21 protein-coding genes, 1 tRNA gene and 2 pseudogenes are annotated in these 21,871 nt (G+C 34.0%); 20 read left to right on the top strand and 4 right to left on the bottom strand.

Annotation, left to right across the window (positions count from 1 at the left end):
- From DW196_RS09180 to DW196_RS09155, 6 genes are all read left to right on the top strand, one after another.
- Positions 1–1,287 carry a folylpolyglutamate synthase/dihydrofolate synthase family protein gene (locus DW196_RS09180; protein ID WP_118251040.1) on the top strand — a complete coding sequence of 429 codons (1,287 nt, stop codon included), beginning with the start codon at positions 1–3 and terminating at the stop codon, positions 1,285–1,287.
- A 3-nt stretch (positions 1,288–1,290) separates the two neighbouring features.
- Positions 1,291–1,956 (top strand): HAD family phosphatase, encoded by a 666-nt coding sequence (locus DW196_RS09175; protein WP_118251039.1) that lies wholly within the window; start codon positions 1,291–1,293, stop codon positions 1,954–1,956.
- A gap of 54 nt (positions 1,957–2,010) precedes the next feature.
- Complete coding sequence (radC, locus tag DW196_RS09170) at positions 2,011–2,703, top strand: DNA repair protein RadC (protein WP_118251038.1); 693 nt, start codon at positions 2,011–2,013, stop codon at positions 2,701–2,703.
- Positions 2,704–2,858: 155 nt separating this feature from the next.
- Positions 2,859–3,059: a cold-shock protein gene (locus DW196_RS09165; RefSeq protein ID WP_071457588.1), complete on the top strand. Its 201-nt coding sequence runs from the start codon at positions 2,859–2,861 to the stop codon at positions 3,057–3,059.
- A 140-nt stretch (positions 3,060–3,199) separates the two neighbouring features.
- Entirely contained in the window at positions 3,200–3,733 is a 534-nt protein-coding gene (locus DW196_RS09160) for a DUF2179 domain-containing protein (protein WP_255415120.1), read from the top strand.
- A 2-nt stretch (positions 3,734–3,735) separates the two neighbouring features.
- Complete coding sequence (locus DW196_RS09155; RefSeq protein WP_118251037.1) at positions 3,736–4,173, top strand: GNAT family N-acetyltransferase; 438 nt, start codon at positions 3,736–3,738, stop codon at positions 4,171–4,173.
- A gap of 45 nt (positions 4,174–4,218) precedes the next feature.
- On the opposite strand, the gene rnjA is transcribed toward DW196_RS09155, so the two are convergent.
- Together rnjA and DW196_RS09145 are read right to left on the bottom strand one after the other, a co-directional pair.
- Positions 4,219–5,898 (bottom strand): ribonuclease J1, encoded by a 1,680-nt coding sequence (gene rnjA, locus DW196_RS09150; protein WP_071457586.1) that lies wholly within the window; start codon positions 5,896–5,898, stop codon positions 4,219–4,221.
- Positions 5,899–5,900: 2 nt separating this feature from the next.
- Positions 5,901–6,116 carry a DNA-directed RNA polymerase subunit epsilon gene (locus DW196_RS09145; RefSeq protein WP_071457585.1) on the bottom strand — a complete coding sequence of 72 codons (216 nt, stop codon included), beginning with the start codon at positions 6,114–6,116 and terminating at the stop codon, positions 5,901–5,903.
- A 385-nt stretch (positions 6,117–6,501) separates the two neighbouring features.
- Between DW196_RS09145 and DW196_RS09140 the strand changes: the two genes are divergently transcribed.
- The 12 genes from DW196_RS09140 to DW196_RS09085 all read left to right on the top strand — a co-directional run bounded on the left by DW196_RS09140 (position 6,502) and on the right by DW196_RS09085 (position 20,393).
- A complete protein-coding gene (locus tag DW196_RS09140) occupies positions 6,502–8,232 on the top strand; it encodes an ABC transporter ATP-binding protein (protein ID WP_118251036.1) in 1,731 nt (576 codons plus the stop codon).
- On the top strand, positions 8,229–9,992 hold the full coding sequence (locus tag DW196_RS09135; protein ID WP_118251035.1) for an ABC transporter ATP-binding protein: 1,764 nt from the start codon (positions 8,229–8,231) through the stop codon (positions 9,990–9,992). Before DW196_RS09140 ends, DW196_RS09135 begins: the two co-directional genes overlap by 4 nt.
- 197 nt (positions 9,993–10,189) lie before the next feature.
- Positions 10,190–11,218, top strand: a complete 1,029-nt coding sequence (locus DW196_RS09130; protein WP_118251034.1) for a Gfo/Idh/MocA family protein — start codon at positions 10,190–10,192, stop codon at positions 11,216–11,218.
- A 4-nt stretch (positions 11,219–11,222) separates the two neighbouring features.
- Positions 11,223–12,518, top strand: a complete 1,296-nt coding sequence (locus DW196_RS09125; protein WP_118251033.1) for a DEAD/DEAH box helicase — start codon at positions 11,223–11,225, stop codon at positions 12,516–12,518.
- A gap of 21 nt (positions 12,519–12,539) precedes the next feature.
- Positions 12,540–12,863, top strand: coding sequence for a PTS sugar transporter subunit IIB (locus tag DW196_RS09120; RefSeq protein WP_118251032.1), 324 nt, complete (start codon positions 12,540–12,542; stop codon positions 12,861–12,863).
- Between the two features lie 62 nt (positions 12,864–12,925).
- Positions 12,926–12,999: transfer RNA gene (locus tag DW196_RS09115), tRNA-Arg, on the top strand.
- A 210-nt stretch (positions 13,000–13,209) separates the two neighbouring features.
- Positions 13,210–14,088 (top strand): BglG family transcription antiterminator LicT, encoded by an 879-nt coding sequence (gene licT / locus DW196_RS09110; protein ID WP_199566569.1) that lies wholly within the window; start codon positions 13,210–13,212, stop codon positions 14,086–14,088.
- A gap of 4 nt (positions 14,089–14,092) precedes the next feature.
- Complete coding sequence (locus DW196_RS09105; protein ID WP_118251031.1) at positions 14,093–15,973, top strand: beta-glucoside-specific PTS transporter subunit IIABC; 1,881 nt, start codon at positions 14,093–14,095, stop codon at positions 15,971–15,973.
- Between the two features lie 12 nt (positions 15,974–15,985).
- Positions 15,986–17,428, top strand: a complete 1,443-nt coding sequence (locus DW196_RS09100) for a glycoside hydrolase family 1 protein (RefSeq protein ID WP_118251030.1) — start codon at positions 15,986–15,988, stop codon at positions 17,426–17,428.
- A 199-nt stretch (positions 17,429–17,627) separates the two neighbouring features.
- Positions 17,628–18,098, top strand: a complete 471-nt coding sequence (locus DW196_RS09095) for a FeoA family protein (RefSeq protein ID WP_118251029.1) — start codon at positions 17,628–17,630, stop codon at positions 18,096–18,098.
- A gap of 2 nt (positions 18,099–18,100) precedes the next feature.
- Positions 18,101–20,245, top strand: coding sequence for a ferrous iron transport protein B (gene feoB / locus DW196_RS09090; RefSeq protein ID WP_118251028.1), 2,145 nt, complete (start codon positions 18,101–18,103; stop codon positions 20,243–20,245).
- 10 nt (positions 20,246–20,255) lie between these two features.
- The gene (locus DW196_RS09085; RefSeq protein ID WP_118251027.1) at positions 20,256–20,393 is read left to right on the top strand and encodes a FeoB-associated Cys-rich membrane protein; all 138 of its coding nucleotides are present in this window, start codon (positions 20,256–20,258) and stop codon (positions 20,391–20,393) included.
- 147 nt (positions 20,394–20,540) lie between these two features.
- Here the strand turns inward: DW196_RS09085 and DW196_RS11390 are convergent, their stop codons facing one another.
- Positions 20,541–20,711 carry a hypothetical protein gene (locus DW196_RS11390; protein ID WP_158563562.1) on the bottom strand — a complete coding sequence of 57 codons (171 nt, stop codon included), beginning with the start codon at positions 20,709–20,711 and terminating at the stop codon, positions 20,541–20,543.
- A 26-nt stretch (positions 20,712–20,737) separates the two neighbouring features.
- Positions 20,738–21,022 (bottom strand): hypothetical protein, encoded by a 285-nt coding sequence (locus DW196_RS09080; protein ID WP_118251026.1) that lies wholly within the window; start codon positions 21,020–21,022, stop codon positions 20,738–20,740.
- Between the two features lie 32 nt (positions 21,023–21,054).
- Between DW196_RS09080 and DW196_RS11610 the strand changes: the two are divergent.
- Together DW196_RS11610 and DW196_RS11775 are read left to right on the top strand one after the other, a co-directional pair.
- A pseudogene (locus tag DW196_RS11610) lies at positions 21,055–21,445 on the top strand (transposase); the annotation flags it as partial.
- A 183-nt stretch (positions 21,446–21,628) separates the two neighbouring features.
- A pseudogene (locus DW196_RS11775) lies at positions 21,629–21,868 on the top strand (transposase); the annotation flags it as partial.
- Positions 21,869–21,871: the final 3 nt, after the last annotated feature.

Raw genomic sequence — 21,871 nt, 5'->3', positions numbered from 1 at the left:
ATGGAGTATGGAGAAATCATTTCATGGATACATGAACGCACAAAGTTTGGTATTCGTCCGGGGTTAACACGAATCAATTATTTATTAGAACAATTAGACAATCCGCAAGATAAGTTAAAAATTGTTCATATCGGTGGAACAAATGGAAAAGGATCAACGACAACATTTTTACGTTGTCTGTTAGAGCAACAAGGCTTAAGGGTCGGAACCTTTACCTCACCGTATATCGAATCATTTAACGAACGCATTGCGATTAACGGCCAACCAATTCCTAATGAAGATCTGGTTGAATTATGTGAAAAAGTGATACCTATCGTAAATAAGATGGATGAGGTACCTGATTTAGCTCATACTGTTGAATTTGAAGTATTAACAGCTATGATGTTTGATTATTTTGTTGATAAGAAAGTTGATATTGTTCTAGTTGAAGTTGGTTTGGGCGGACGTTTTGACTGTACGAACGTGATGACTCCACTTGTGTCAGTAATTACGACAATTGGTTTGGACCATGTCGATATTTTAGGAGATACGATTGAACAAGTTGCTAGTCAAAAAGCTGGGATTATTAAAGAAGGAAGGCCAGTTATTGTCGGAAATGTTTCAGATGAAGCATTTGATGTGATTAGTAAAGAAGCAAACTCATTACATGCTCCAATCAAACGTTATGGGGTTGACTTTGATAGTCAATATTTACAACCAACTGATAATTGGGGAGAAACATTCCATTTTAAATCTGATAAAGTTAATTTAAAACAATTATCCATTAATATGGTTGGAAAACACCAAGTAGATAATGCAAGTGTTGCCATTGAAGCATTTAACGAAGTGGCTGATATGCTTCATTTACCAGTGTCTAATCGTGATTATCAAAAAGGATTACAACAAGCATTTTGGCCTGGTCGTATGGAAAAAATTTCTGATGAACCATTTATTGTATTAGATGGGGCGCATAACGATCACGCGATGGAAGTATTAGTAGACAATCTAAGACGAGAATTTTCAGATAAAAAAATTCATACGATCTTTGGGGCGTTGACCACTAAAGATATTCAAGGTATGATTGGGTTATTACAGTCAGTAAACAATCTAGACTTGAAAGTGACCACGTTTGATTACCCAAAAGCTTGCACGAAAGAATTATATGAAGAGATGGGATTAACAGCATATAATCACTGGCAAGAAGCACTATCAGATACATTAAAAGAAGTATCAGGGGACGATTTGATTTTAATTACCGGCTCACTATACTTTATTTCCCAAGTAAGACAAATTTTATTAGGAGAGTGACGTGTGAAAAAAATAAGCGGCGTTATTTTTGATATGGACGGATTAATCTTTGACACAGAAGCAGTCTATTCAAAAAATAATATTGAAATTGCACAAAAATTCAAGATGCCTGGCTACGATGAGGAATATTATAAATCTGAAGTTGGTTTAGGTGAGAAGGCAGTTTACCAAAAATATGTCAACGATTTTCCAATGTTGAGACAAGATGAGATTGACCAATTTTTTAAAGAAAGTCGAGCTAGTACATGGGAAGAATTTTCGACAGTGGGAGCACCGATTAAACCAGGTGTGGAAGAATTGTTAACGTATTTAAACAATCACAGCGTAAAGTGTGTCGTTGCTTCAAGTAATAACCGTGAAGCGATTGATATGTTATTAGACAAAGCTGGATTTATGGATAAGTTTAGTGGGATTGTCAGTGGCAATGATGTGACACATGCTAAACCACATCCAGAAATTGTTGAAAAAGCTGTCGAAATATTAGGTACACCAAAAGAAGAAACGATAATGCTAGAAGATTCATTGAATGGCATTCGAGCGTCTTTCACTGCCAATGTACCAGTCATCATGGTACCGGATTTGATTTTACCAAATGACGAAGCGAAAGAAAAAACACTGACTATTAAAGATAGTTTGTATGATGTGTTAGACTACATAAAATCAGTTTAAATCAAAAACTCCTTTTTTCACGTATATTTTGAGTGAAGAAGGGAGTTTTTTTATATGACTAACATACTACACACATTCGACTACCAAGATCAGTTGTTACCAAGAGAACGTTTGATAGAACATGGTGCAGAAGTATTGTCTAACGAGGAGTTACTAGCAGTGATTCTTCAATCAGGTAATAAATCAAATTCTGTCATGGAGTTGGCAAGAAATATTTTGACTTATTGCGATGGTTTATATGGCATGAAGACGATAAAAATTGAAGAGTTGATGAGCTTAAAGGGGATAGGGCAAGTAAAAGCCGCACAAATAAAAGCGGTCGTTGAGTTAAGTAAAAGATTGAATCAATCAACAAAAGAAAAATATGGTAGAATCTGTTCGAGTCAACAAATTGGTGAGAGTTTAGTTGAAGAAATGAAAGATTTAGTGCAAGAACACTTTGTGGTATGTTACTTAAATGCTAAAAATGAAATTATCAAAAAAGAGACTATTTTTATCGGAACGCTCAATCAATCTATTGCCCATCCTCGTGAAATATTCCATTTAGCAGTGAGGTATTCAGCCTCTCGTATCATTTTAGTTCATAATCATCCATCGGGAAACCCAGAACCGTCAGATCAGGATGAAGTATTCACAAAACGTTTGGTTTCTTGTGGTGAAATGATGGGAATTGAAGTGTTAGATCATATTGTTGTAGGAGAATCCGATTATATCAGTTTTCGAGAAACGCAGAGATTATCATTGTAAAAACGGGACTTTACTTGCAATTAAAACAGACATGAGTTATCATGAATATGTAATATGGTTTTGGATTTCAATAGATGTTGTATGAAACACCCTCTATCGACCGAAAGCAAGTATTACAAAAATTAACATGTGCTACGGCACGAGGAGGAAGTAACATGGCTCAAGGAACAGTAAAATGGTTTAACGCAGAAAAAGGATTTGGATTTATCCAACAAGAAGAAGGAAATGACGTATTTGTACATTTCTCAGCTATCGAAGGCGACGGATTTAAAACATTAGAAGAAGGTCAAGCTGTAACATTCGAAATCGAAGAAACAGACCGTGGACCTCAAGCAGCAAACGTTGTTAAAGCGTAATTAAATTATAATGAAAATGTTTAGTGTAAGTAGGAGAATCTACTTACACTTTTTTATTTATAGAGATAAGTTGCATCAGCTATAAATATTAGATAATATGGATAAATAATTTAGTATAGATAGAAGGAGGAGTAAAGTAATTGGAAATTAAAACGTTATTAATGATCTTCTTGATTAATTTTTGTTACGTTACATTGAATACGATTCGTTTTATGTTAACGATGAAGGGGTCTAGAGTGGTTGCCCCATTACTTAGTATGGTGGAAATTTCAATTTATGTTGTAGGTTTATCGCTTGTATTAAATCAAATCGATAAGCCACTCAATTTATTTGTATATGCTTTAGGATATGCATGTGGTATTGTCGTAGGTATAAAAATAGAGGATTATTTAGCTCTTGGATATATTATGGTGACGGCAATTGTTCCTTTAAATGAGGAGAATCATAAACTTCCAGAAATATTAAGAGAGGAAGGATATGGTGTCACACAAACTATAGCTCATGGTCGTGAAGGTGAAAGGTTAGTTTTAGAAATTTTATCAGCCAGAAAATCTGAACGTTCATTATACAAATTAATCAAGGAATTTAATGACAAAGCTTTTATTATTTCATATGAACCCAAATATATATCTGGTGGATTTTGGACGAAAAAAGTACGAGAGAGGAATCGTTAGAAATGATTCAATTTGAACGAAAAAAATTTGCTGAACTCACCCATCAAGAGTTATTCTATATGTATAAACTACGTGTGTCAGTATTTGTTGTGGAACAAGAATGCCCTTATCAAGAAGTAGATGATACGGATCTATCAGCTACACATATTTTAGGAAAAAATGAGACCGGCGAGTTGATTGCTTATATGAGAATCTACGAAACGAGTGATACTTGTTGGCATATTGGTCGTGTCATAGTCAAAAAAGAGGAACGCCAAGCAAATTATGGCCGGCTTCTAGTTGAATTTGGACTATCCCAAATTAGTAGTGGGTGTCTAATAAAAGCACAAGCTCAAGAGAGGTTACAACGCTTTTATGCATCATTTGGTTTTCAACCAGTATCAGAAGTATATTTAGAAGATAATATTCCACACATTGATATGGAATTTAAAAAAGTGTAAAAAAGCCAATGATTATCTAGTATTAGATAGTCATTGGCTTTTTGATTATTTATCAGATGTTTCTAAAACCATTGGTAAAATCATTGGATGACGTTCGGTTTTTTCAATTAAGAAAGGTTGAACAGTGTTTACAATAACTTCATTTAACATGATTTCGTCACAATCAGGATGTTTTAAGGCTTTTCGAATCGCATTAAATAAAAGACGTTGTGTTTCTTGAATTAGTTCGCCAGATTCTCTCATATAGATAAATCCACGAGATAAAATATCAGGTCCAGCAACAATCATTTGTGATTTATAATCAACTGTGGCAACAGCCAATACTAAACCATCTTCAGAAAGAATACGACGATCTTTAAGAACAATATTTCCAATATCCCCAATTCCGCTACCATCTACATACACATCTTCAGCGTTAAAGTGCCCAGCACGTCTTGCGCTATCACTCGTTAAAGCTAGGACATCCCCATTCTCTAAAATGAAACAATTTTCTTTTGGGACACCTGTTGCTTGAGCTAATTTGGCATGGATGTTTAACATACGATATTCCCCATGAACTGGCACAAAATATTTTGGTTTAAGTAATCTCAAGAATAACATTTGCTCTTGTTGACCACCATGACCAGATGTATGAATATTGTTTACTTTTCCATGAATCACGTTTGCTCCAGCTTCTGATAACAAGTTGATTAAACGATTCACACTTGTGGTGTTTCCAGGAATTGGTGAGCTTGAAAAGATGACAGTATCGTCAGGTTGAATTGAAATTTGACGATGAGTTCCGTTAGCAATACGACTTAAGGCAGCCATTGGTTCACCTTGAGAACCAGTACATAAAATCATAATCTCGTCAGCAGGGTATTTGTTAATATCACGTGCATCAATAAATGTGTCTTCAGGTACAGTAATATGTCCTAACTCACGACCATTGACAATGGCATTTTCCATACTACGACCAAAAACAGCAATTTTCCTTCCTGTTTTCACTGCAGCTTGAGCTGTTTGTTGTAACCGGAAAATATTTGAAGCAAACGTTGCGAATATGACACGACCTTCAACTTTTTCAACGATTTTAGTAATGGATTCTCCAATTACTTTTTCAGATTTTGTAAATTCAGGTACTTCAGCATTGGTACTATCAGATAGTAAACAAAGGACACCTTCTTCTCCTAAGCGAGCCATTTTATGTAAATTAGCAGGTTCGCCAACTGGTGTGAAGTCAAACTTAAAGTCACCAGAATACACAATATTACCTGAGGGTGTTTTAACAACCACACCATTAGCTTCTGGAATACTATGAGTAGTCCTAAAGAAGCTAATTTGAGTTTTTCTAAATTTAATGACCGTATCTTCATTAACTTCATGTAAGACAGCATCACGTAACAATCCATGTTCTTCTAATTTGTTACGAATAAGTGCCAAAGCAAGAGGTCCAGCATAGATTGGAATATTTGCTTGACGTAAAAGAAACGGAATACCACCAATATGATCCTCGTGACCATGAGTGATGACTAATGCTTTTACTTTTTTAATATTTTTAACAATGTATTGGTAATTTGGTATGACATAATCGATTCCTAAAAGGTCGTCTTCTGGAAATTTAATCCCAGCATCAATAATGATAATCTCATCTTGAAATTGGACACCATAAGTGTTTTTACCGATTTCCCCTAGTCCACCTATTCCGAAAACACCAGTTTCATTGTTTTTTATTTGGGGTTTCATGACTAGTTAAACTCCACAAGTTCGAAATTAGTGTGCTCTTTTTCATATTCTAAGTGGTTTCCTTCTAGGGGTTGGATGAATTCGATATTGTAATTAGTGTGCTCAGTAATTAAGCGGCGAGCAGTAATAGGTGAATCTGACTCGATGTAAAGAGATTGTGTTTTTTCTCTTTGTGGACTAAATTTTTTATCCTCTTGGTAATATACTTTATAAATCATTTGACATTTCTCCTTTATAATAAATGACATTTTATCTTTAATTAATTTGTAAAAACACGACAAAATTAGGTGCAAGTAGACACCTTTTTGAAGTAATAGTTATCCTAAATACTTGATTTAAAATAACATGGAATCTTGTCTCATTCCACGGATGTTCACTATCTTTTTCACCGTCGTATTTTGGAGCATATTACTCCAACAATTAGGTTTATTTTATCATAATTGCAAATAATTGTATAGAAACATTCATCATGACAAAAAAAGGATAACGATTACATCGAAAAAATAAGATAATTCGCAATAAATCACTGACATTTTATCCGAAAATCAGTTATGATAAATGAAATGCATTAAATACCTATTAAATGAAAAAGAGGGTGTATAAATGAAAACAATGTGGAATTACGCTATGAAACAAAAAAAGTTATTATTACTAAATTTTTTGTGCGTATTTGGCTTTATTTTAATAGAGCTAGGGTTGCCAACTTTACTAGCTAAGATGTTAGATCAGGGTGTCGCAAATAATGATATGTCAGTAGTGAAACAAGTTGGTTGGCAAATGGTATTAGTAACAGTAGTTGGTATTATTCTAAATATTAGTTTAGCCGTGGTAGGTGCAAAACTTAATACGGGAATTATTAAACATATGCGTGAGGATATGATGGAAAATATTCAACGATTTTCTCATAAAGAATATGAAGATTTTGGTATGTCGTCACTGATTACTAGAACAACTAACGACGCGTTTCAAGTGATGAATTTTATGGGTATGATTTTAAGAATGGGATTTATTACCCCAATTATGTTTATTGCAAGCTTGTATATGATTGTTAGGACGAGTCCTTCGTTAACTATATTTGTGTTTATCGGGTTACCATTTTTAATATTAGGCATGTTAGTGATTGCTAAGTTTTCAGAACCACTGTCAAGTCGTCAACAAAAAAATCTTGATAACATGAACCTGATATTGCGTGAGAACTTATCTGGATTAAGAGTGATTCGTGCGTTTGTTAATGAAAAATTTGAAGAAAAACGCTTTGAACAAGTGAATAAGGCATATGCAACAAGTTCAATGAAATTATTTAAATTAATGGCTTCAGCTCAACCAGCATTTTTCTTTCTATTTAATATTATTATGGTGTTGGTTATCTGGTTTGGGAGTATCCAAATTAATGATGGTAGCTTAGAAGTGGGAAATTTAATCGCATTTATAGAATATATATTCCATGCCTTATTCTCATTTATGTTGTTTGCTTCTGTTTTCATGATGTACCCACGTGCAGCAATTTCAGCTGCTCGTGTACAAGAAGTCTTAGATGTTGAACCTGCTATTCAAGATAATCAATCTGGCATCACAGAAACAAAAACACAAGGTGTCATTGAATTTGATAAGGTATCTTTTGCTTATCCAGGACATAGTGAAAGTCCTGTCATACGAGACGTTAGTTTTACAGCTAATCCAGGAGAAACAGTAGCATTTATCGGAAGTACAGGTAGCGGTAAATCCACTTTAATCCAATTAATTCCTAGATTTTATGATGTGAGTCGAGGTTCTATAAAAATTGATGGGGTAGACGTGAGGGATTATAAATTAAAAAGTTTACGAGAAAAAATTGGTTATATCCCTCAAAAAGCAGTGCTTTTTTCTGGGACAATTGCTGATAATTTACGATTTGGTAAGCAAGAGGCAACAGAAGAAGAAATGAAAGAGGCACTAGACATCGCACAAGCAACGGAATTTGTTTCTCAAAAACCACAAGGGTTGTTAGAACCTATAACAGAAGGTGGTTCTAACTTCTCAGGGGGACAAAAACAACGTCTAGCTATTGCACGAGCAATCATTAGAAAGCCTGCTATTTATGTGTTTGATGATAGTTTTTCAGCACTGGACTATCGAACAGATGCCATGCTTCGTCAACGCTTGAAAAAAGAAACAACCGACTCAACTGTACTTATTGTTGCACAACGAGTTAGTACAATCATGCACGCAGATAAGATTATTGTTCTAAATGAAGGTGACGTTGTTGGCATGGGAACACATAAAGAGTTATTGAAAAATTGTCAAGTTTATTATGATATTGCTTCATCACAATTGACAGAGGAGGAATTAAAATGACACACTCATTGAAACAATTAAAAAGACTGTATCAATATATTTCTCCTTATAAGTTTGGTTTTATTGGAGCACTATTTTTAGCAGTTATTGCAGTAATTATGAATGCTTTAATGCCTTTTGTAACGGGTTTACCAACAACTAAAATAGCTGAAAATATAAAAAAGGGCGAGTCGCTTGATTTCAAATATATTTTAAACGTACTCATTGTCTTATTTTTAATAGGACTCATTTATAGTTTAGCAAGTTTTTTTGCTCAATGGTTTATGACAAAAGTCGTTCAGCACGCAATGAGAGATTTACGAACAGATATCTCACAAAAGATTAATCGATTACCAGTTTCTTATTTCGATACACATCAATTTGGAGATGTTTTATCTCGTGTGACTAATGATGTTGATGCGGTAAGTAACGCATTGCAACAAGGATTAATCGCCATTGTTAATGCACTTCTTGGAATTACTATGGCTATTGTGGCGATGCTAACCATTAATGTAAAGTTAGCGTTGCTGGTTATGTTGATTATACCAATGTCAATCGTGATTTCTAAACTAGTGGTTAGTTGGTCTCAACCCTACTTTAAACGTCAGCAAGATTCATTAGGTGAGTTGAATGGGTTTGTTCAAGAAAATTTAACAGGATTTAACGTACTGAAACTTTATGGTCAGGAAGAAGAAACTATTCATAGCTTTAAAGATGTCAATAATCGCTTGACGACTAATGGTTTTAAAGCAGCAGCGATTTCTGGTATTATGATGCCATTAGTTAATTTAACAGCTTACAGTGCATATATAGGAGTAGCAGTTTTAGGATCATTTTATGTCATTTCCGGAACTTTACTTTTAGGAAATTTACAAGCCTTTATCCAATATGTATGGCAAGTCAGTCAGCCGATGGGGCAAATCACTCAGTTATCTTCCATGCTACAAAGTGCATCAGCTGCGACCAAAAGAGTATTTATGATACTAGATGAACCAGAGTCTATTGAAAATGAGTCAGATATCCCGTTACCTGATATATTTCACGGTAATGTTGAATTTGATAATGTATCATTTAGTTATCAACCGGATCGTCCTTTAATCCAAAATTTTAGTGTATCAGTTAAAAGCGGTCAAACGGTGGCGATTGTTGGGCCAACTGGAGCAGGGAAAACAACTTTAATTAATTTGTTGATGCGTTTTTACGATGTGACAGATGGAGCGATTAAAATTGATGGCATTGATACGAAAAAAATGAATCGTAGTGATGTTCGGTCACTCTTTGGAATGGTATTACAAGATGCGTGGCTTTATAACGATACAATTGCTGAAAACATTCGGTTTGGTAAATTAGATGCAACTGATTTTGAAGTAGTTGATGCAGCTAAGACAGCTAACGTAGACCACTTCATTCGAACCATGCCTAGTGGTTACGAAATGGCCATTAACGAAGAAGGTGACAATATTTCGCTAGGTCAGAAACAACTACTTACTATCGCTCGAGCAGTAATTTCAGATCCGAAAATTTTAATTTTAGATGAAGCAACCAGTTCAGTTGATACGAGATTAGAGGGCCTTATTCAAAAGGCAATGGAAAAAGTAATGGAAGGGCGCACAAGTTTTGTGATTGCTCACAGATTATCCACGATTCGTGAGGCTGATTTAATTTTAGTTATGGACCAAGGACAAATCATTGAACAAGGAACACATGAGAGTTTATTAGCGAAAAAAGGGTTTTATGAAAAATTATATAACAGTCAATTTGCAGAAGATTTAGACGAATAAAAAGCAAACCACTTTGTCAGATAATCAATCGTTACTAGTAGACGTCGTTGCTATTAGCCAGTATGATTATAGTACAGGTGGTTTCTTATTTTTAATTTAGTCAGACATAAATGAAGGAAAAATGATATACTTTTGACTACGAAGTATAAGGATTTAAAACGATTCGCACGACAAAATAAAATAAAGGGGAATACGTCATGTTGAAACTAGGTGTTATTGGAACGAATTGGATTACCCATGCATTTGTTAATGCAGCCATAAAAAGTGAAGAGTATGAACTTAGTGCAGTATACTCACGCACTAAGGGAAAAGCAGAAAAATTTGCTAGTAAATACGAACATCCAGAGACTATTCATATTATGACTGAGTTATCAGGGTTAAGTGAGTCAGAAGACATTGATGTAGTATATATAGCATCTCCTAATAGTTTACACTACGAGCAAGCAAGATTACTGATGACACATGGTAAACATGTCATTGTTGAAAAGCCAGCAGTCTCGACGCTAGAAGAATTAGAAGAATTAATTGATTTGGCTGAAGAAAAAGAAGTGTTCTTTTTTGAAGCGGCCAGACACATACATGAAGATAATTTTCAACGAGTTGCTTCGTTTTTGAAAAATAGAGAAGATATACTGGGGGCTAATTTAACGTTTATGAAGTATTCATCACGTTATGATGCTCTTTTACGAGGAGAAGAACCCAATATTTTTTCTGCTAAATACTCGGGTGGAGCCTTAATGGATTTAGGCGTATACTTAGTTTATACAGCAGTAGCTTGGTTTGGTAAGCCAAACTCTGTCTACTATTTTAACCAAAAATTACCTACAGGTGTTGATGGGCTGGGAACAATGATTTTCCGTTATGATACGTTTGATGTGACGATGACTGTTGGAAAAAATGCGGATAGCTTTTTACCATCAGAAGTGTATCTAAGCGATAGTACATTATGCTTGGATGCAGTCAATAGTATTGGTAGTATCATTCAAAAGAAACGAGAAAATAATGACTTGTTAGAAATTAATTTTGGAACAGAGCCATCTGAAGATGTGATGTTAGAAGAAGCAAGAGCATTTGCAAATATTATGGTTAATCCAATGGGCATTAAACAACAAAAAATATACCAAGATTGGGTACAACTTGCCAAAGATGTTCATGGATTGATGGAAACGATGAGAAAAGAATCAGATATTATATTTGCGGCAGACGCAAAAGAAATTAGAGGGTAAACGTATGAGTATGTTAGAATTATTGCCAGAAGTTTGGCAAAAAGAATGGGATAAACAGAGCTACGGGGAACCAACATTAATTCAAAGTACCTTATATCCATTGTTATTAGAAAGTGAAAGTGTATTAGGTATTTCTCCGACAGGATCAGGAAAAACGGTGGCTTATTTGTTGCCGTTACTACAAAAAGTGATTCAAGGAAATGGAAATCAACTCTTAATTATTTTGCCATCGCAAGAATTAGCAAGTCAAGTAGCTGACGTCACAAAAGTATGGGCTAAAGGACTAGAATTAAATGTTCAAGCCATTATCGGCGGGGCAAATGTTAAGCGACAAATCGAACGATTAAAAAAACGTCCTGAAGTGTTAGTTGGGACGCCAGGTCGAGTACTTGAATTAATTAAACTAAAAAAAATTAAAGCACATTTAATCCAAACATTAGTCTTGGATGAGGTAGATGATTTATTAAGTGATGCTGATTTTAACTCAACAAAAGGTATTATAAAAAGTGTTCAAGCTGATACTCAAGTTGTTGCAACATCAGCAACAGGGGAACAAATATTACCAAGAATGGATACGCTATTTAGAACAGCGTTACGTATGATTGATGTGACAGAAGAAGATAATACTAAAGGAAGCATTCAACATGGCTTTATTATGACTCCAGTTAGAAAACGTTCTGAAGTATTGCGTCGATTGGCTCATGTAGAGGGATTTAAAGGGTTAGTCTTTTTTAATCAAGTGAGTGAGTTAGGGGCAGTATCTGAGCGATTAAATTATTTAGGTATTAAGCACCAGACTCTTGCTTCAGATCAGCACCAAGTAGAAAGAAAACGTGCTATTCATGATTTTGAAACAGGACAAGTGTCGCTACTCTTAACAACAGATTTAGGTGCAAGAGGATTAGATTTTTCTGACTTAGAATACGTTATTCAGTATGATTTAGCTCAAACAGTTCCTGATTATATACATCGTGCTGGACGAGTGGGACGTATGGGAAAAATAGGAACAGTGATTAGTTTAGTCAATGATGGGGAGAAACGAGAGTTAAACAAGTTATATAAAGAAGTGGGAAAAACAGGAATAGAGTATTTTGCTACTCATGGAAAATTATTAACAGAAAAACCTGATTCACGTTCTGATGAGGAAGAAATAGAAACGCTTAAGCCGGTTAAAGAAGAAAAAGTTAAAGCGACAGTTGTTAAAGAAGAAACTATTCGTGATAAACAAGAAACGCCTAAAAAGAAAAAGAAAAAAAATCGCACCAAAAAGCAAAAGAACAAAGGAGCGAAGTGGAAATAATTTTTTTATGAGGGGGAAGGCATGAAAAAACGAATCGTATTAGTTTGTTTAGCAGGAATGAGCACTAACTTATTAGTGAATCGTATGAGACGCGCAGCGGATATGAAAGATAGAGATGTAGAAATTGTTGCCATCTCAGCGTCAGAAGTTGAAAAAGATATTCAAAATGAACAAACAGATGTCTATCTTTTGGGCCCACAAGTTAGGTATTTAAAAAATGATATCAAGCAAGCGTTAAATAATTCAGATATTCCGGTTAAAAATATAGATATGACAGATTATGGATTGATGGATGGCTCTAAAGTATTTGCATATGCAGAGAAATTGATGGATGGTGGAAATTAATACGCAAGATATTGTGACTAGACTTTTACTGATAAAAGTGAGAAAATCATAATATCTTTGATGTCCCTGTAGCTCAGCTGGATAGAGCACCGTCCTCCTAAGACGGGTGTCGTACGTTCAAATCGTATCAGGGACGTTTAATTTACTGAAGCTAATAAAATTAATTATGTTTTTGTTGCTAGTTATGTTTGAATATTGTATGAAAGTATTAAAAATGTGTTGAAGCAAATAAAAACACATGGTATGATGAAGTCAAATAAGGATTGTAACTGGTCAAGCAGGCAAAACCTCAGACGAAGGCGTGTTCTCTAAATAGAGATGACGGCTTGTTTGAGGTTTTGCTTTTTTGTTTTTCAGAAAGGAAGTGATAGTCATTAAAATTATCAAGATACTAAATAATAATGCCTTCATTTCTCAAGATGATACAGGGAATGAAGTGGTTGTCATGGGTGTTGGCATAGCATTTGGTAAAAAGAATGGTCAAATAGTCGAGCCAAGTAATCGATACAAAATCTTTTCAAATATTAATTCTAAGATTATTGATCGCTTTAAAAATGTGTTTTCAGATATACCAGAAGATTATTTAGAAATAACTGAGCGACTTATTTTTGTTATGGAAAAAGAATATGGCAAAAAAATAGACGATATCATTTATGTTTCTTTAACAGAACATCTTCATGGTGCAGTCGAACGTATTAATAAAGGGATTGAGGTTGCTAATCCATTGCTGATGGATATCAAACGCTTATTTAAAGATGAATTTGAAGTGGGCATGCTAGGTGTTAAGGAAGTTAATCAACGGTTCGATGTGGCATTTTCAGAAGATGAAGCTGCCTATATCGCACAACATTTAATAAACGGACAATTAGATAATTTAGTCGATATTAATGATATGTCAAAACTCATGCAAGAAATTATTAATATTATCAAGTTTACATTTCGGATTGAGTTTAATGAAGAATCGATTTATTACTATCGATTTGTGACACATTTAAAATTCTTTGCACAACGGGTTATTGATAAGCAAATTTACGCGAGTGAAAATGACGATATGTTTGATTTATTTAAAGAAAAGTATGTGGAAAGTTATGAGTGTGTGGTTAAAATCGATAATTATTTATCTAAAAACTATCACTATCATTTAAATTCGGATGAACAATTGTATTTACTGTTACATATAGAAAAAATTACAAAAAATGCGAAAATAACAAGTGAGGAAGGTTGATAAAATGGATTATCAGAAAGTAGCTTCAGAGATTTTAAAAGAAGTAGGTGGCGAGAAAAACGTTGTTAGTGTGGTTCATTGTATGACACGTCTGAGATTTGTTTTAAAAGACGAATCGATTGTCGATGACGCGAAAGTAGAACGTATAAAAGGCGTTCTTGGTATTATGAAAAAAGGTGGACAGTATCAAATTATTATAGGAAATGAAGTAGGTGCTGTTTATAAAGAAGTTGTTAAATTAGGAAACTTTAAAACTGATAGCAATGATGATGCACCTAAGCCAAATAATGATGAAGGTATTTTTTCTAAAATATTAGATGTCATTTCTGGATGTATGGCACCAGTTATTCCGGCATTGATTGGTGCGGCGATGATCAAAGTTCTTCTGACTGTTTTACCAATGCTTGGTTGGTTAAGTGAGGGTAGTCAGACTTACCAATTATTATCTGTTATTGGAGATGGCGCGTTTTTCTTCATGCCAATTTTAATTGGTATGTCAGCGGCATCTAAATTTAAAACGAATCCTTATTATGCTGCAACACTAGCTGCTATTATGTTGCATCCAAATTTTATTACTTTGATGAATACAGCAAAAGATGCTGGTGAAACTGTTAAATTCTTTAATATTATTCCTGTCACTTATGCAAACTATGCGTATTCCGTTATTCCAATTATTTTAACAGTGTGGTTATTATCTTATATTGAACCATTCGTGGATAAAATTACACCAGCTATTACGAAAAACTTTTTAAAACCGATGTTAGTATTACTGATTGCAGCACCAATTGCTTTAGTTATTGTTGGACCAATTGGGGCTATTATAGGTAATGTTTTATCAGACGTGATATACTTTATCCATGATAAACTAGGGTTTATTGCAATAGGATTAGTTGCAGGAGTCTACCCATTTATCGTTATGGTAGGAATGCACCATGTCTTTACGCCAATTAAGTTAAGCATGATTGCCACAACAGGTTATGAAGCCTTTATGTGTATTGCTGAATTATGTTCGAACTTAGCGCAAGGTGGGGCATCATTAGCCGTTGCGATTAAATCTAAAAATAAAGATTTGAAACAAGTTGCCGGTTCTTCAGCTTTTTCTGCGCTACTTGCAGGGATTACTGAGCCAGCTTTGTATGGGATAACCGTTCGATTAAAACGTCCAATGCTAGGAGCTTGTATTGGAGCAGCAACTGGTGGGATTATTGGTGGATTGTTCCAATTAAAAGCTTATGGTATTGCTACACCAGCTATTATTACGTTCCCACAATATATTGAAAAAGGAAACAGTGTATCAATCCTTTACGCACTAATTACTATGAGTGTGACTATCGCTGTTTCATTTATTGCTACTTATTTATTAGGTTTTGAAGACATTAAAGACGATTTTTATGAAGAAGAAGTAGAAGAAGAAACGGTTGAACCATTAAATCAAATTAAAGATGTTTATAGCCCTTTACAAGGTGAAGCAATTGAATTAGCGAAAGTAAATGATAAAACATTTGCAGATAATCTATTAGGACAAGGGATAGCCATCATTCCTGAAAAGGGAGAAGTCGTAGCACCGTGCGATGGGACGATTGATGTCTTTTTTGAAACAGGGCATGCGATTGGGCTTAAATCAACAACAGGATTTGATATATTAATTCATGTTGGACTTGAAACAGTTAACTTAAATGGCGAACATTTTTCACCACAAGTTCATGTTGGTGATAAAGTGAAAACAGGTGACGTGTTACTTAAATTTGATTTAGAAAAAATCAAAGAAAAAGGCTATGATACAACAACCCCTGTAGTAATTACTAATTCAAATGATTTTAAAGAAGTTAACGTAGATAAAACTGGTTCAGTTAATGAATCAGATAAAATATTGACAATAATTTAATGAGGTGAAAATATGACAAAGTATCAAGTACCAAAAGATTTTTTATGGGGTAGCGCATCGGCAGCTTATCAAATCGAAGGGGCACATTTAGAAGATGGAAAAGGTGTGTCAAACTGGGACGAATTTGTTAAAATTCCAGGAAAAACTTTTGAGGGATCTACTGGTGAAACTGCAGTGGATCATTACCACCGCTACAAAGAAGACATTAAATTAATGGCTGACATGGGATTAAAAACCTATCGTTTCTCTATTGCTTGGACAAGAATATTTCCAACAGGACGTGGCGAAGTAAATAAAAAAGGACTTGAATTTTATCAAAATATCGTAGACGAGTGCTTAAAATATGGCATTGAGCCAATGATTACTTTGTATCATTGGGATATTCCACAAGCCCTAGTTGATGAATACGGTGGATGGGAAGGTTCACAAGTTATCGATGATTTTGTTAACTACTCAACATTTTTATTTGAACAGTTTAAAGGAAAAGTTAATTATTGGATTACGATGAACGAGCAAAATATTTTTACATCTTTAGGGTGGTTAACAGCGATGCATCCACCAGGAAAATTTGATGATCAAAAAACATTTTACCAAGTCAATCACCATGCTTTTTTAGCACATGCTAAAACTGTTATTGCGTTCAAAGACATTATTCCCGATGGGCAAATTGGGGCAAGTTTTGCTTATAGTCCCAGTTATGCTCTAGATTGTAATCCTGATAACGCTATGTCAAAAGTTGACTTTGATAATTTGAAAAACTTTTGGTGGATGGATGTTTATGCGTATGGTCGTTATCCTAAAAATGCTATGACTTATCTAGAAAAACAAGGTGTTGCCCCAGCTGTCACAAAAGAAGATGAAAGCTTATTTAAAAAAGCTGCTTCTTTAATTGATTTTATGGGTGTTAACTATTACCAGACAACAGTTTGTGAATACAATGATTTAGATGGTGTAACACCATATGCGAAAATGAATACAACAGGTGTCAAAGGAACCAATGAACAAACGGGTATTCCTGGGGTATATAAAACAGCTAATAATCCTTATTTAGCTACAACAGATTGGGATTGGACGATTGATCCTGAAGGGTTACGTTATGCATGTAAAGAAATTACAAGTCGCTATAATTTGCCAATTGTTATTTCGGAAAATGGATTAGGTGCTTTTGATACATTGGAAAGTGATGGTAGCATTCATGATCCGTATCGTATTTCATTCTTAGAAGAACACGTAAAAGAAGTGATTAAAGCGATTGATGAAGGCTGTGATGTGATTGCGTACTGTACATGGTCATTTACAGATTTATTAAGTTGGTTAAATGGGTATCAAAAACGTTATGGTTTTGTATATGTTGACCGTGATGAAAAGGGTGGTAGCTTAAAACGATATAAAAAAGATAGTTATTATTGGTATGAAAAAGTGATTGAAACAAATGGTGCTAGTTTGTTTGAGTAACTCATTATTATCCTATGACATGATTGCTTTAAGTAGTCATGTTGTAGGATTTTTTGTATGCTTATTATTTTAAAAAAACATAAATGATTTTTTTCACAATATAGATTGACGCTCATTCCTGACGAGTGTATGATTAGTTTATTAAATGAGAATGGTTTTCATTTCTGGTTAGTGGAGAAAAATAGACGTAGGTGAAAAAATGAAAAAATTGAAGAATTGTCAAATGAATAAAGTCTATCAATTTGTTGCATTTAATGGTCAAGAATCTCATGCAAAACATTTAAAAAATTTGGGATTGTTACCAGGAACAGAGATAGTTTTATTATCGAATAAAAAAAATCAACCATTTATTGTTCTATTTAAAGGGACAAAAATAGGAATAGATGATACTATTGCAGAATTTATCCAAGTTAGTGAAGATATAGAAAAAAATTCTACCAATCTTAAAACATTGGATGAAATTGGTATTGGAAAACATGCACAAGTGGTTGATTTTACTGTAAAAGGAGCGCTAAAACGTCGGTTGATGGATATGGGATTAACAAAGGGTGTACTTATTCAGGTGAAACAATATGCTCCTTTAGGTGATCCGATTGAAATTACCGTTAGAGGATATGAACTCAGCTTGAGAAAACAAGAAGCATCACTAATTTTAGTTAAAGAGGTGTAGCTATGACAAAAAAACAAATGGCCTTGGTCGGAAATCCTAATAGTGGAAAAACGAGTTTATTCAATGAATTAACAGGATCTAATCAATCAGTCGGAAACTGGCCAGGTGTGACAGTAGAAAAAAAAGAAGGTAAACTAAAAAAGAATACAGATATCGTGTTACAAGATTTACCAGGCATTTATTCCTTATCACCTTATACACCAGAAGAAGTGGTGGCACGCGATTATCTGTTGGAAGGTAACCCTTCAGGTATGTTAAATATCGTTGATGCAAGTAACTTAGAAAGAAATCTTTATTTAACGACACAATTGTTAGAATTAGGCATTCCCATGATTCTATCATTAAATATGATGGATGTCGTTGAGAAAAAAGGGATTCGTTTAAATGAAGAAAAATTGTCATACTCTTTAGGGGTTCCTGTAGTAAAAATGAGTGTTGCCAGAAAAGAAGGGTTAACCGATGCCCTTGTAGAAATAGATAAATTATTTGTTTATGGACGAATTCCCGATTTTCCTCTATATGATAATCGCTTAGAAGTGGCTTTGTCTGAAATTAGCGAATTGTTACCAGAGAGTATACCAATTCATCAAAAAAGATGGTACAGTATCAAGTTATTTGAAAGAGATCAAACAGTTTGTTCACGAAACATCATGCCTGATAACGTGAAAAAAGAAATTGAAGACATTATCAGTATGACAGAAGAAATTATTGGGGACGATAGTGAAAGTATTATTATCAATGAACGATATAATTATATTAGTCAAGTTGTCAGTTTGTGTTGTGTGAAAGAGATGGATTACAAACTAAGTATGAGTGATCGAATCGACAAAATAGTAACGAATAGATGGCTAGCTTTACCTATCTTTGCGTTTGTGATGTGGTTAGTTTATTATCTATCCATTCAAACCATTGGGACTATCGGGACCGACTGGGTAAATGATGTATTATTTGGAGAAATAGTTCCAGATAATGTCACCAAGTTAATGGAGATGATAGCTATTGCCCCTTGGCTACAATCCCTTGTTCTTGATGGAATTATTGCAGGAGTAGGTGCGGTATTAGGATTTTTGCCACAGTTGATGGTCTTATTTTTATGTTTATCTTTACTAGAAGATTGTGGATACATGTCACGTATTGCGTTTGTCATGGACCGATTTTTTAGACGCTTTGGTTTATCTGGCAAATCATTCATTCCAATGTTGATTTCAACAGGTTGTGGTGTTCCAGGAGTGATGGCTTGTCGAACAATAGAAAATGAGAAAGATCGCCGTATGACGATTATGACCACAACTTTTATGCCGTGTTCAGCTAAATTACCCATTATTGGTCTTATTGCAGGTGCTTTTTTTCCACATAGCTCTTGGGTTGCACCATCAGCTTATTTTGTGGGAATTGGTTCTATTGTTTTGTCAGGTATTATATTAAAGAAAACAGCATTGTTTAGTGGAGATACAGCACCATTTATTATGGAATTGCCTGATTATCACATGCCAAGATTTAAAAATAGTTTTAGACAAATGATCGAGCGATCAAAATCTTTTGTAAAAAAAGCAGGGACGATTATTTTTGCGAGTTCTGTTATGATTTGGCTTTTATCTTCATTTAACTTTAGAGGACAAATGGTAGAAACGGATCAAAGTATTTTAGCATCTTTAGGTCAAATGATTTCATTTATTTTCGTACCACTTGGATGGGGAAATTGGAGAACAACCGTTGCAACGATAACAGGATTGATTGCTAAAGAAAATGTAGTAGGAACGTTTGGTATTTTGTATAGTCACTTGCAAGAAGTCTCAGAAACTGGAAAAGAATATTGGCCATTATTAAGTGCTAGTTTAACACCAGTTGCAGGGTATTCGTTTTTATTATTTAATCTATTATGTGCGCCATGTTTTGCTGCGATTGGGGCCATACGTCGAGAAATGAATGATTGGAGATGGACCACTCTTGCAATAAGTTATCAATGTATACTAGCTTATGTTGTCAGTTTAGTAGTTTATCAATTTGGTCACTTTCTATTTGAAGGAGGTACATTTGGTGTTGGACAGATAGTAGCATGTATTTTGGTTATAGGTATGATGGTATTACTAACTAAGAAACCTAAAAAAGAAAAATTGGTTGGCGTAGAAGGTATCAGTATATTATAGGAGTGGTAGTATGGGTACAATTATTTTAGCTGGAATTATATTTTTAGGAGTAGCTAGGGTCGTATATAAGTATGGTATAAAAAAAGAAAAAACATGTGATTGTTCTTCAGCGGAGTGTCCGATAAAAAATACAATATCAGATAAGTAGATGCTACTTTTAAAAAGCACGACTAATAAAAAAACTCTCTGAAATTAAGACAATAAAATGTCGATTTCAGAGGGGGTTTTTGTTTAACTAAGAATATTTGAATCAATCTTGTCATCTTCTTTAGATTAAGTATTAATTACAAGAAATTCAATCACAATAATAAGTAGTATAAGAGTAATTCCTATTGGTCTTTGGTAATTCTTGATAATACACTTTAAAAGTAGGAGAAGATGTATAGAATGTTTCAGCAGGTTTATTTTCTGACTGAGAATTAGTTGTGTCACAAATAGTACCTCTGACATCGATTTGATTTGTCATAGAGCTTCCTCCATTTCTAAAACCAGTTAATTCCATTTTTTAGGAACAGAGAAAGTTAGACCAAGTGAATAGTTATTGTTGTATACAGCATCTAAATTACTACCAATATTGCCATTATAATCAAATTTTAGAGTATTAGTATCATGACTTTCAGCATCCTCTAGAGAATTTTTACCTTTATTATTAGCTAATGTTCCTAGAAGGCTTTCTAAAGATGAAACAGGTGATCCGTTATTAATAATGTTTGTAGAATCAGTTACTATTTTACTATCTTCTTTAAAGTTCGTTGATTGTAAAATTAATCTAGACAACTAAGAAATCATTTGTAATACACTCAAATTGTATTTCCAACACTAGTAAAATGGTATCTGAGGATGTTTTAGCTTTCAAAAAAAGTATTTAGAAGATAAATACTAAATACTCAGTCATTTTAATAAATACTACTCACATTCATTTAAAGGTATAAATAGTATCAAAAGAAGCTATTTAAATTGTGATTGGTATTTGACTAGATGGAATCAAAGAGGTTCTGGGATTTACTATTGATCTAACTGAATCTGCTTATGTTTGGAAAGAATTATTTCAAGAACTAAAAGATCGCAGTTTAGAAGAGGTTTTATTAGACATCACTTTCCTTTCTCAATCAGAAAGAACATCTACGCAACAAATTTAATTGAGGGATTTAATAAGCAATTAAAAAAGAGACAAAAAGAAAAGAACAATTCCCTAATGAAAACTATTCTATTGTAAAAAAGTGGATTTATTTCTTCTCTAATAAAGTGGATAAGTGTTGCCCATTATCCAACCTATCTTTTATTAAACAAACAACGGATCCTTTGTCGTGAATGTCACACATCTTTTCTAGCTGAATCTTTAGAAAATGATAAGCACTTACCTAGAATAAAAATACTTTCAGGTACACTTTTTCTAACGGACTGCTAGAAGAATCAATTAATAAAATCAAGTTCATTACACGAATAGTATATGGATACAGAGATTTCCAAAACTATAAATATAGAATACTACTCATTTTCAAAAACAAAATCAAAGAGACTTTTGGGTCAGCCTCTTTTTTTGGCTCTATAATTTCTACTGTTGGTAACTTTCGTTACCAGCAGTTTTTAGTACACAAAAACATGTGTTATCCGTTAGAATGAAAT

Origin of the sequence: Vagococcus sp. AM17-17, from assembly GCF_003471765.1 — a bacterium.
Taxonomy (GTDB): domain Bacteria; phylum Bacillota; class Bacilli; order Lactobacillales; family Vagococcaceae; genus Vagococcus; species Vagococcus teuberi.
Note: the sequence above shows the minus strand (reverse complement) of the source record. Positions and strands in the feature narration are given on the sequence as shown.

Bases quoted from the DNA above. Each gene is read 5' to 3' on its own strand.
- DW196_RS09095 (WP_118251029.1), top strand. From the start codon at position 17,628: ATGAAAAAATTGAAGAATTGTCAAATGAATAAAGTCTATCAATTTGTT.
- rnjA (WP_071457586.1), bottom strand. From the start codon at position 5,898: ATGAAACCCCAAATAAAAAACAATGAAACTGGTGTTTTCGGAATAGGT.
- DW196_RS09155 (WP_118251037.1), top strand. From the start codon at position 3,736: ATGATTCAATTTGAACGAAAAAAATTTGCTGAACTCACCCATCAAGAG.
- DW196_RS09135 (WP_118251035.1), top strand. From the start codon at position 8,229: ATGACACACTCATTGAAACAATTAAAAAGACTGTATCAATATATTTCT.
- DW196_RS09180 (WP_118251040.1), top strand. From the start codon at position 1: ATGGAGTATGGAGAAATCATTTCATGGATACATGAACGCACAAAGTTT.
- DW196_RS09145 (WP_071457585.1), bottom strand. From the start codon at position 6,116: ATGATTTATAAAGTATATTACCAAGAGGATAAAAAATTTAGTCCACAA.
- DW196_RS09120 (WP_118251032.1), top strand. From the start codon at position 12,540: ATGAAAAAACGAATCGTATTAGTTTGTTTAGCAGGAATGAGCACTAAC.
- DW196_RS09100 (WP_118251030.1), top strand. From the start codon at position 15,986: ATGACAAAGTATCAAGTACCAAAAGATTTTTTATGGGGTAGCGCATCG.
- DW196_RS11390 (WP_158563562.1), bottom strand. From the start codon at position 20,711: ATGACAAATCAAATCGATGTCAGAGGTACTATTTGTGACACAACTAAT.
- DW196_RS09165 (WP_071457588.1), top strand. From the start codon at position 2,859: ATGGCTCAAGGAACAGTAAAATGGTTTAACGCAGAAAAAGGATTTGGA.
- DW196_RS09085 (WP_118251027.1), top strand. From the start codon at position 20,256: ATGGGTACAATTATTTTAGCTGGAATTATATTTTTAGGAGTAGCTAGG.
- DW196_RS09140 (WP_118251036.1), top strand. From the start codon at position 6,502: ATGAAAACAATGTGGAATTACGCTATGAAACAAAAAAAGTTATTATTA.
- DW196_RS09130 (WP_118251034.1), top strand. From the start codon at position 10,190: ATGTTGAAACTAGGTGTTATTGGAACGAATTGGATTACCCATGCATTT.
- DW196_RS09125 (WP_118251033.1), top strand. From the start codon at position 11,223: ATGAGTATGTTAGAATTATTGCCAGAAGTTTGGCAAAAAGAATGGGAT.
- feoB (WP_118251028.1), top strand. From the start codon at position 18,101: ATGACAAAAAAACAAATGGCCTTGGTCGGAAATCCTAATAGTGGAAAA.
- radC (WP_118251038.1), top strand. From the start codon at position 2,011: ATGACTAACATACTACACACATTCGACTACCAAGATCAGTTGTTACCA.
- DW196_RS09105 (WP_118251031.1), top strand. From the start codon at position 14,093: ATGGATTATCAGAAAGTAGCTTCAGAGATTTTAAAAGAAGTAGGTGGC.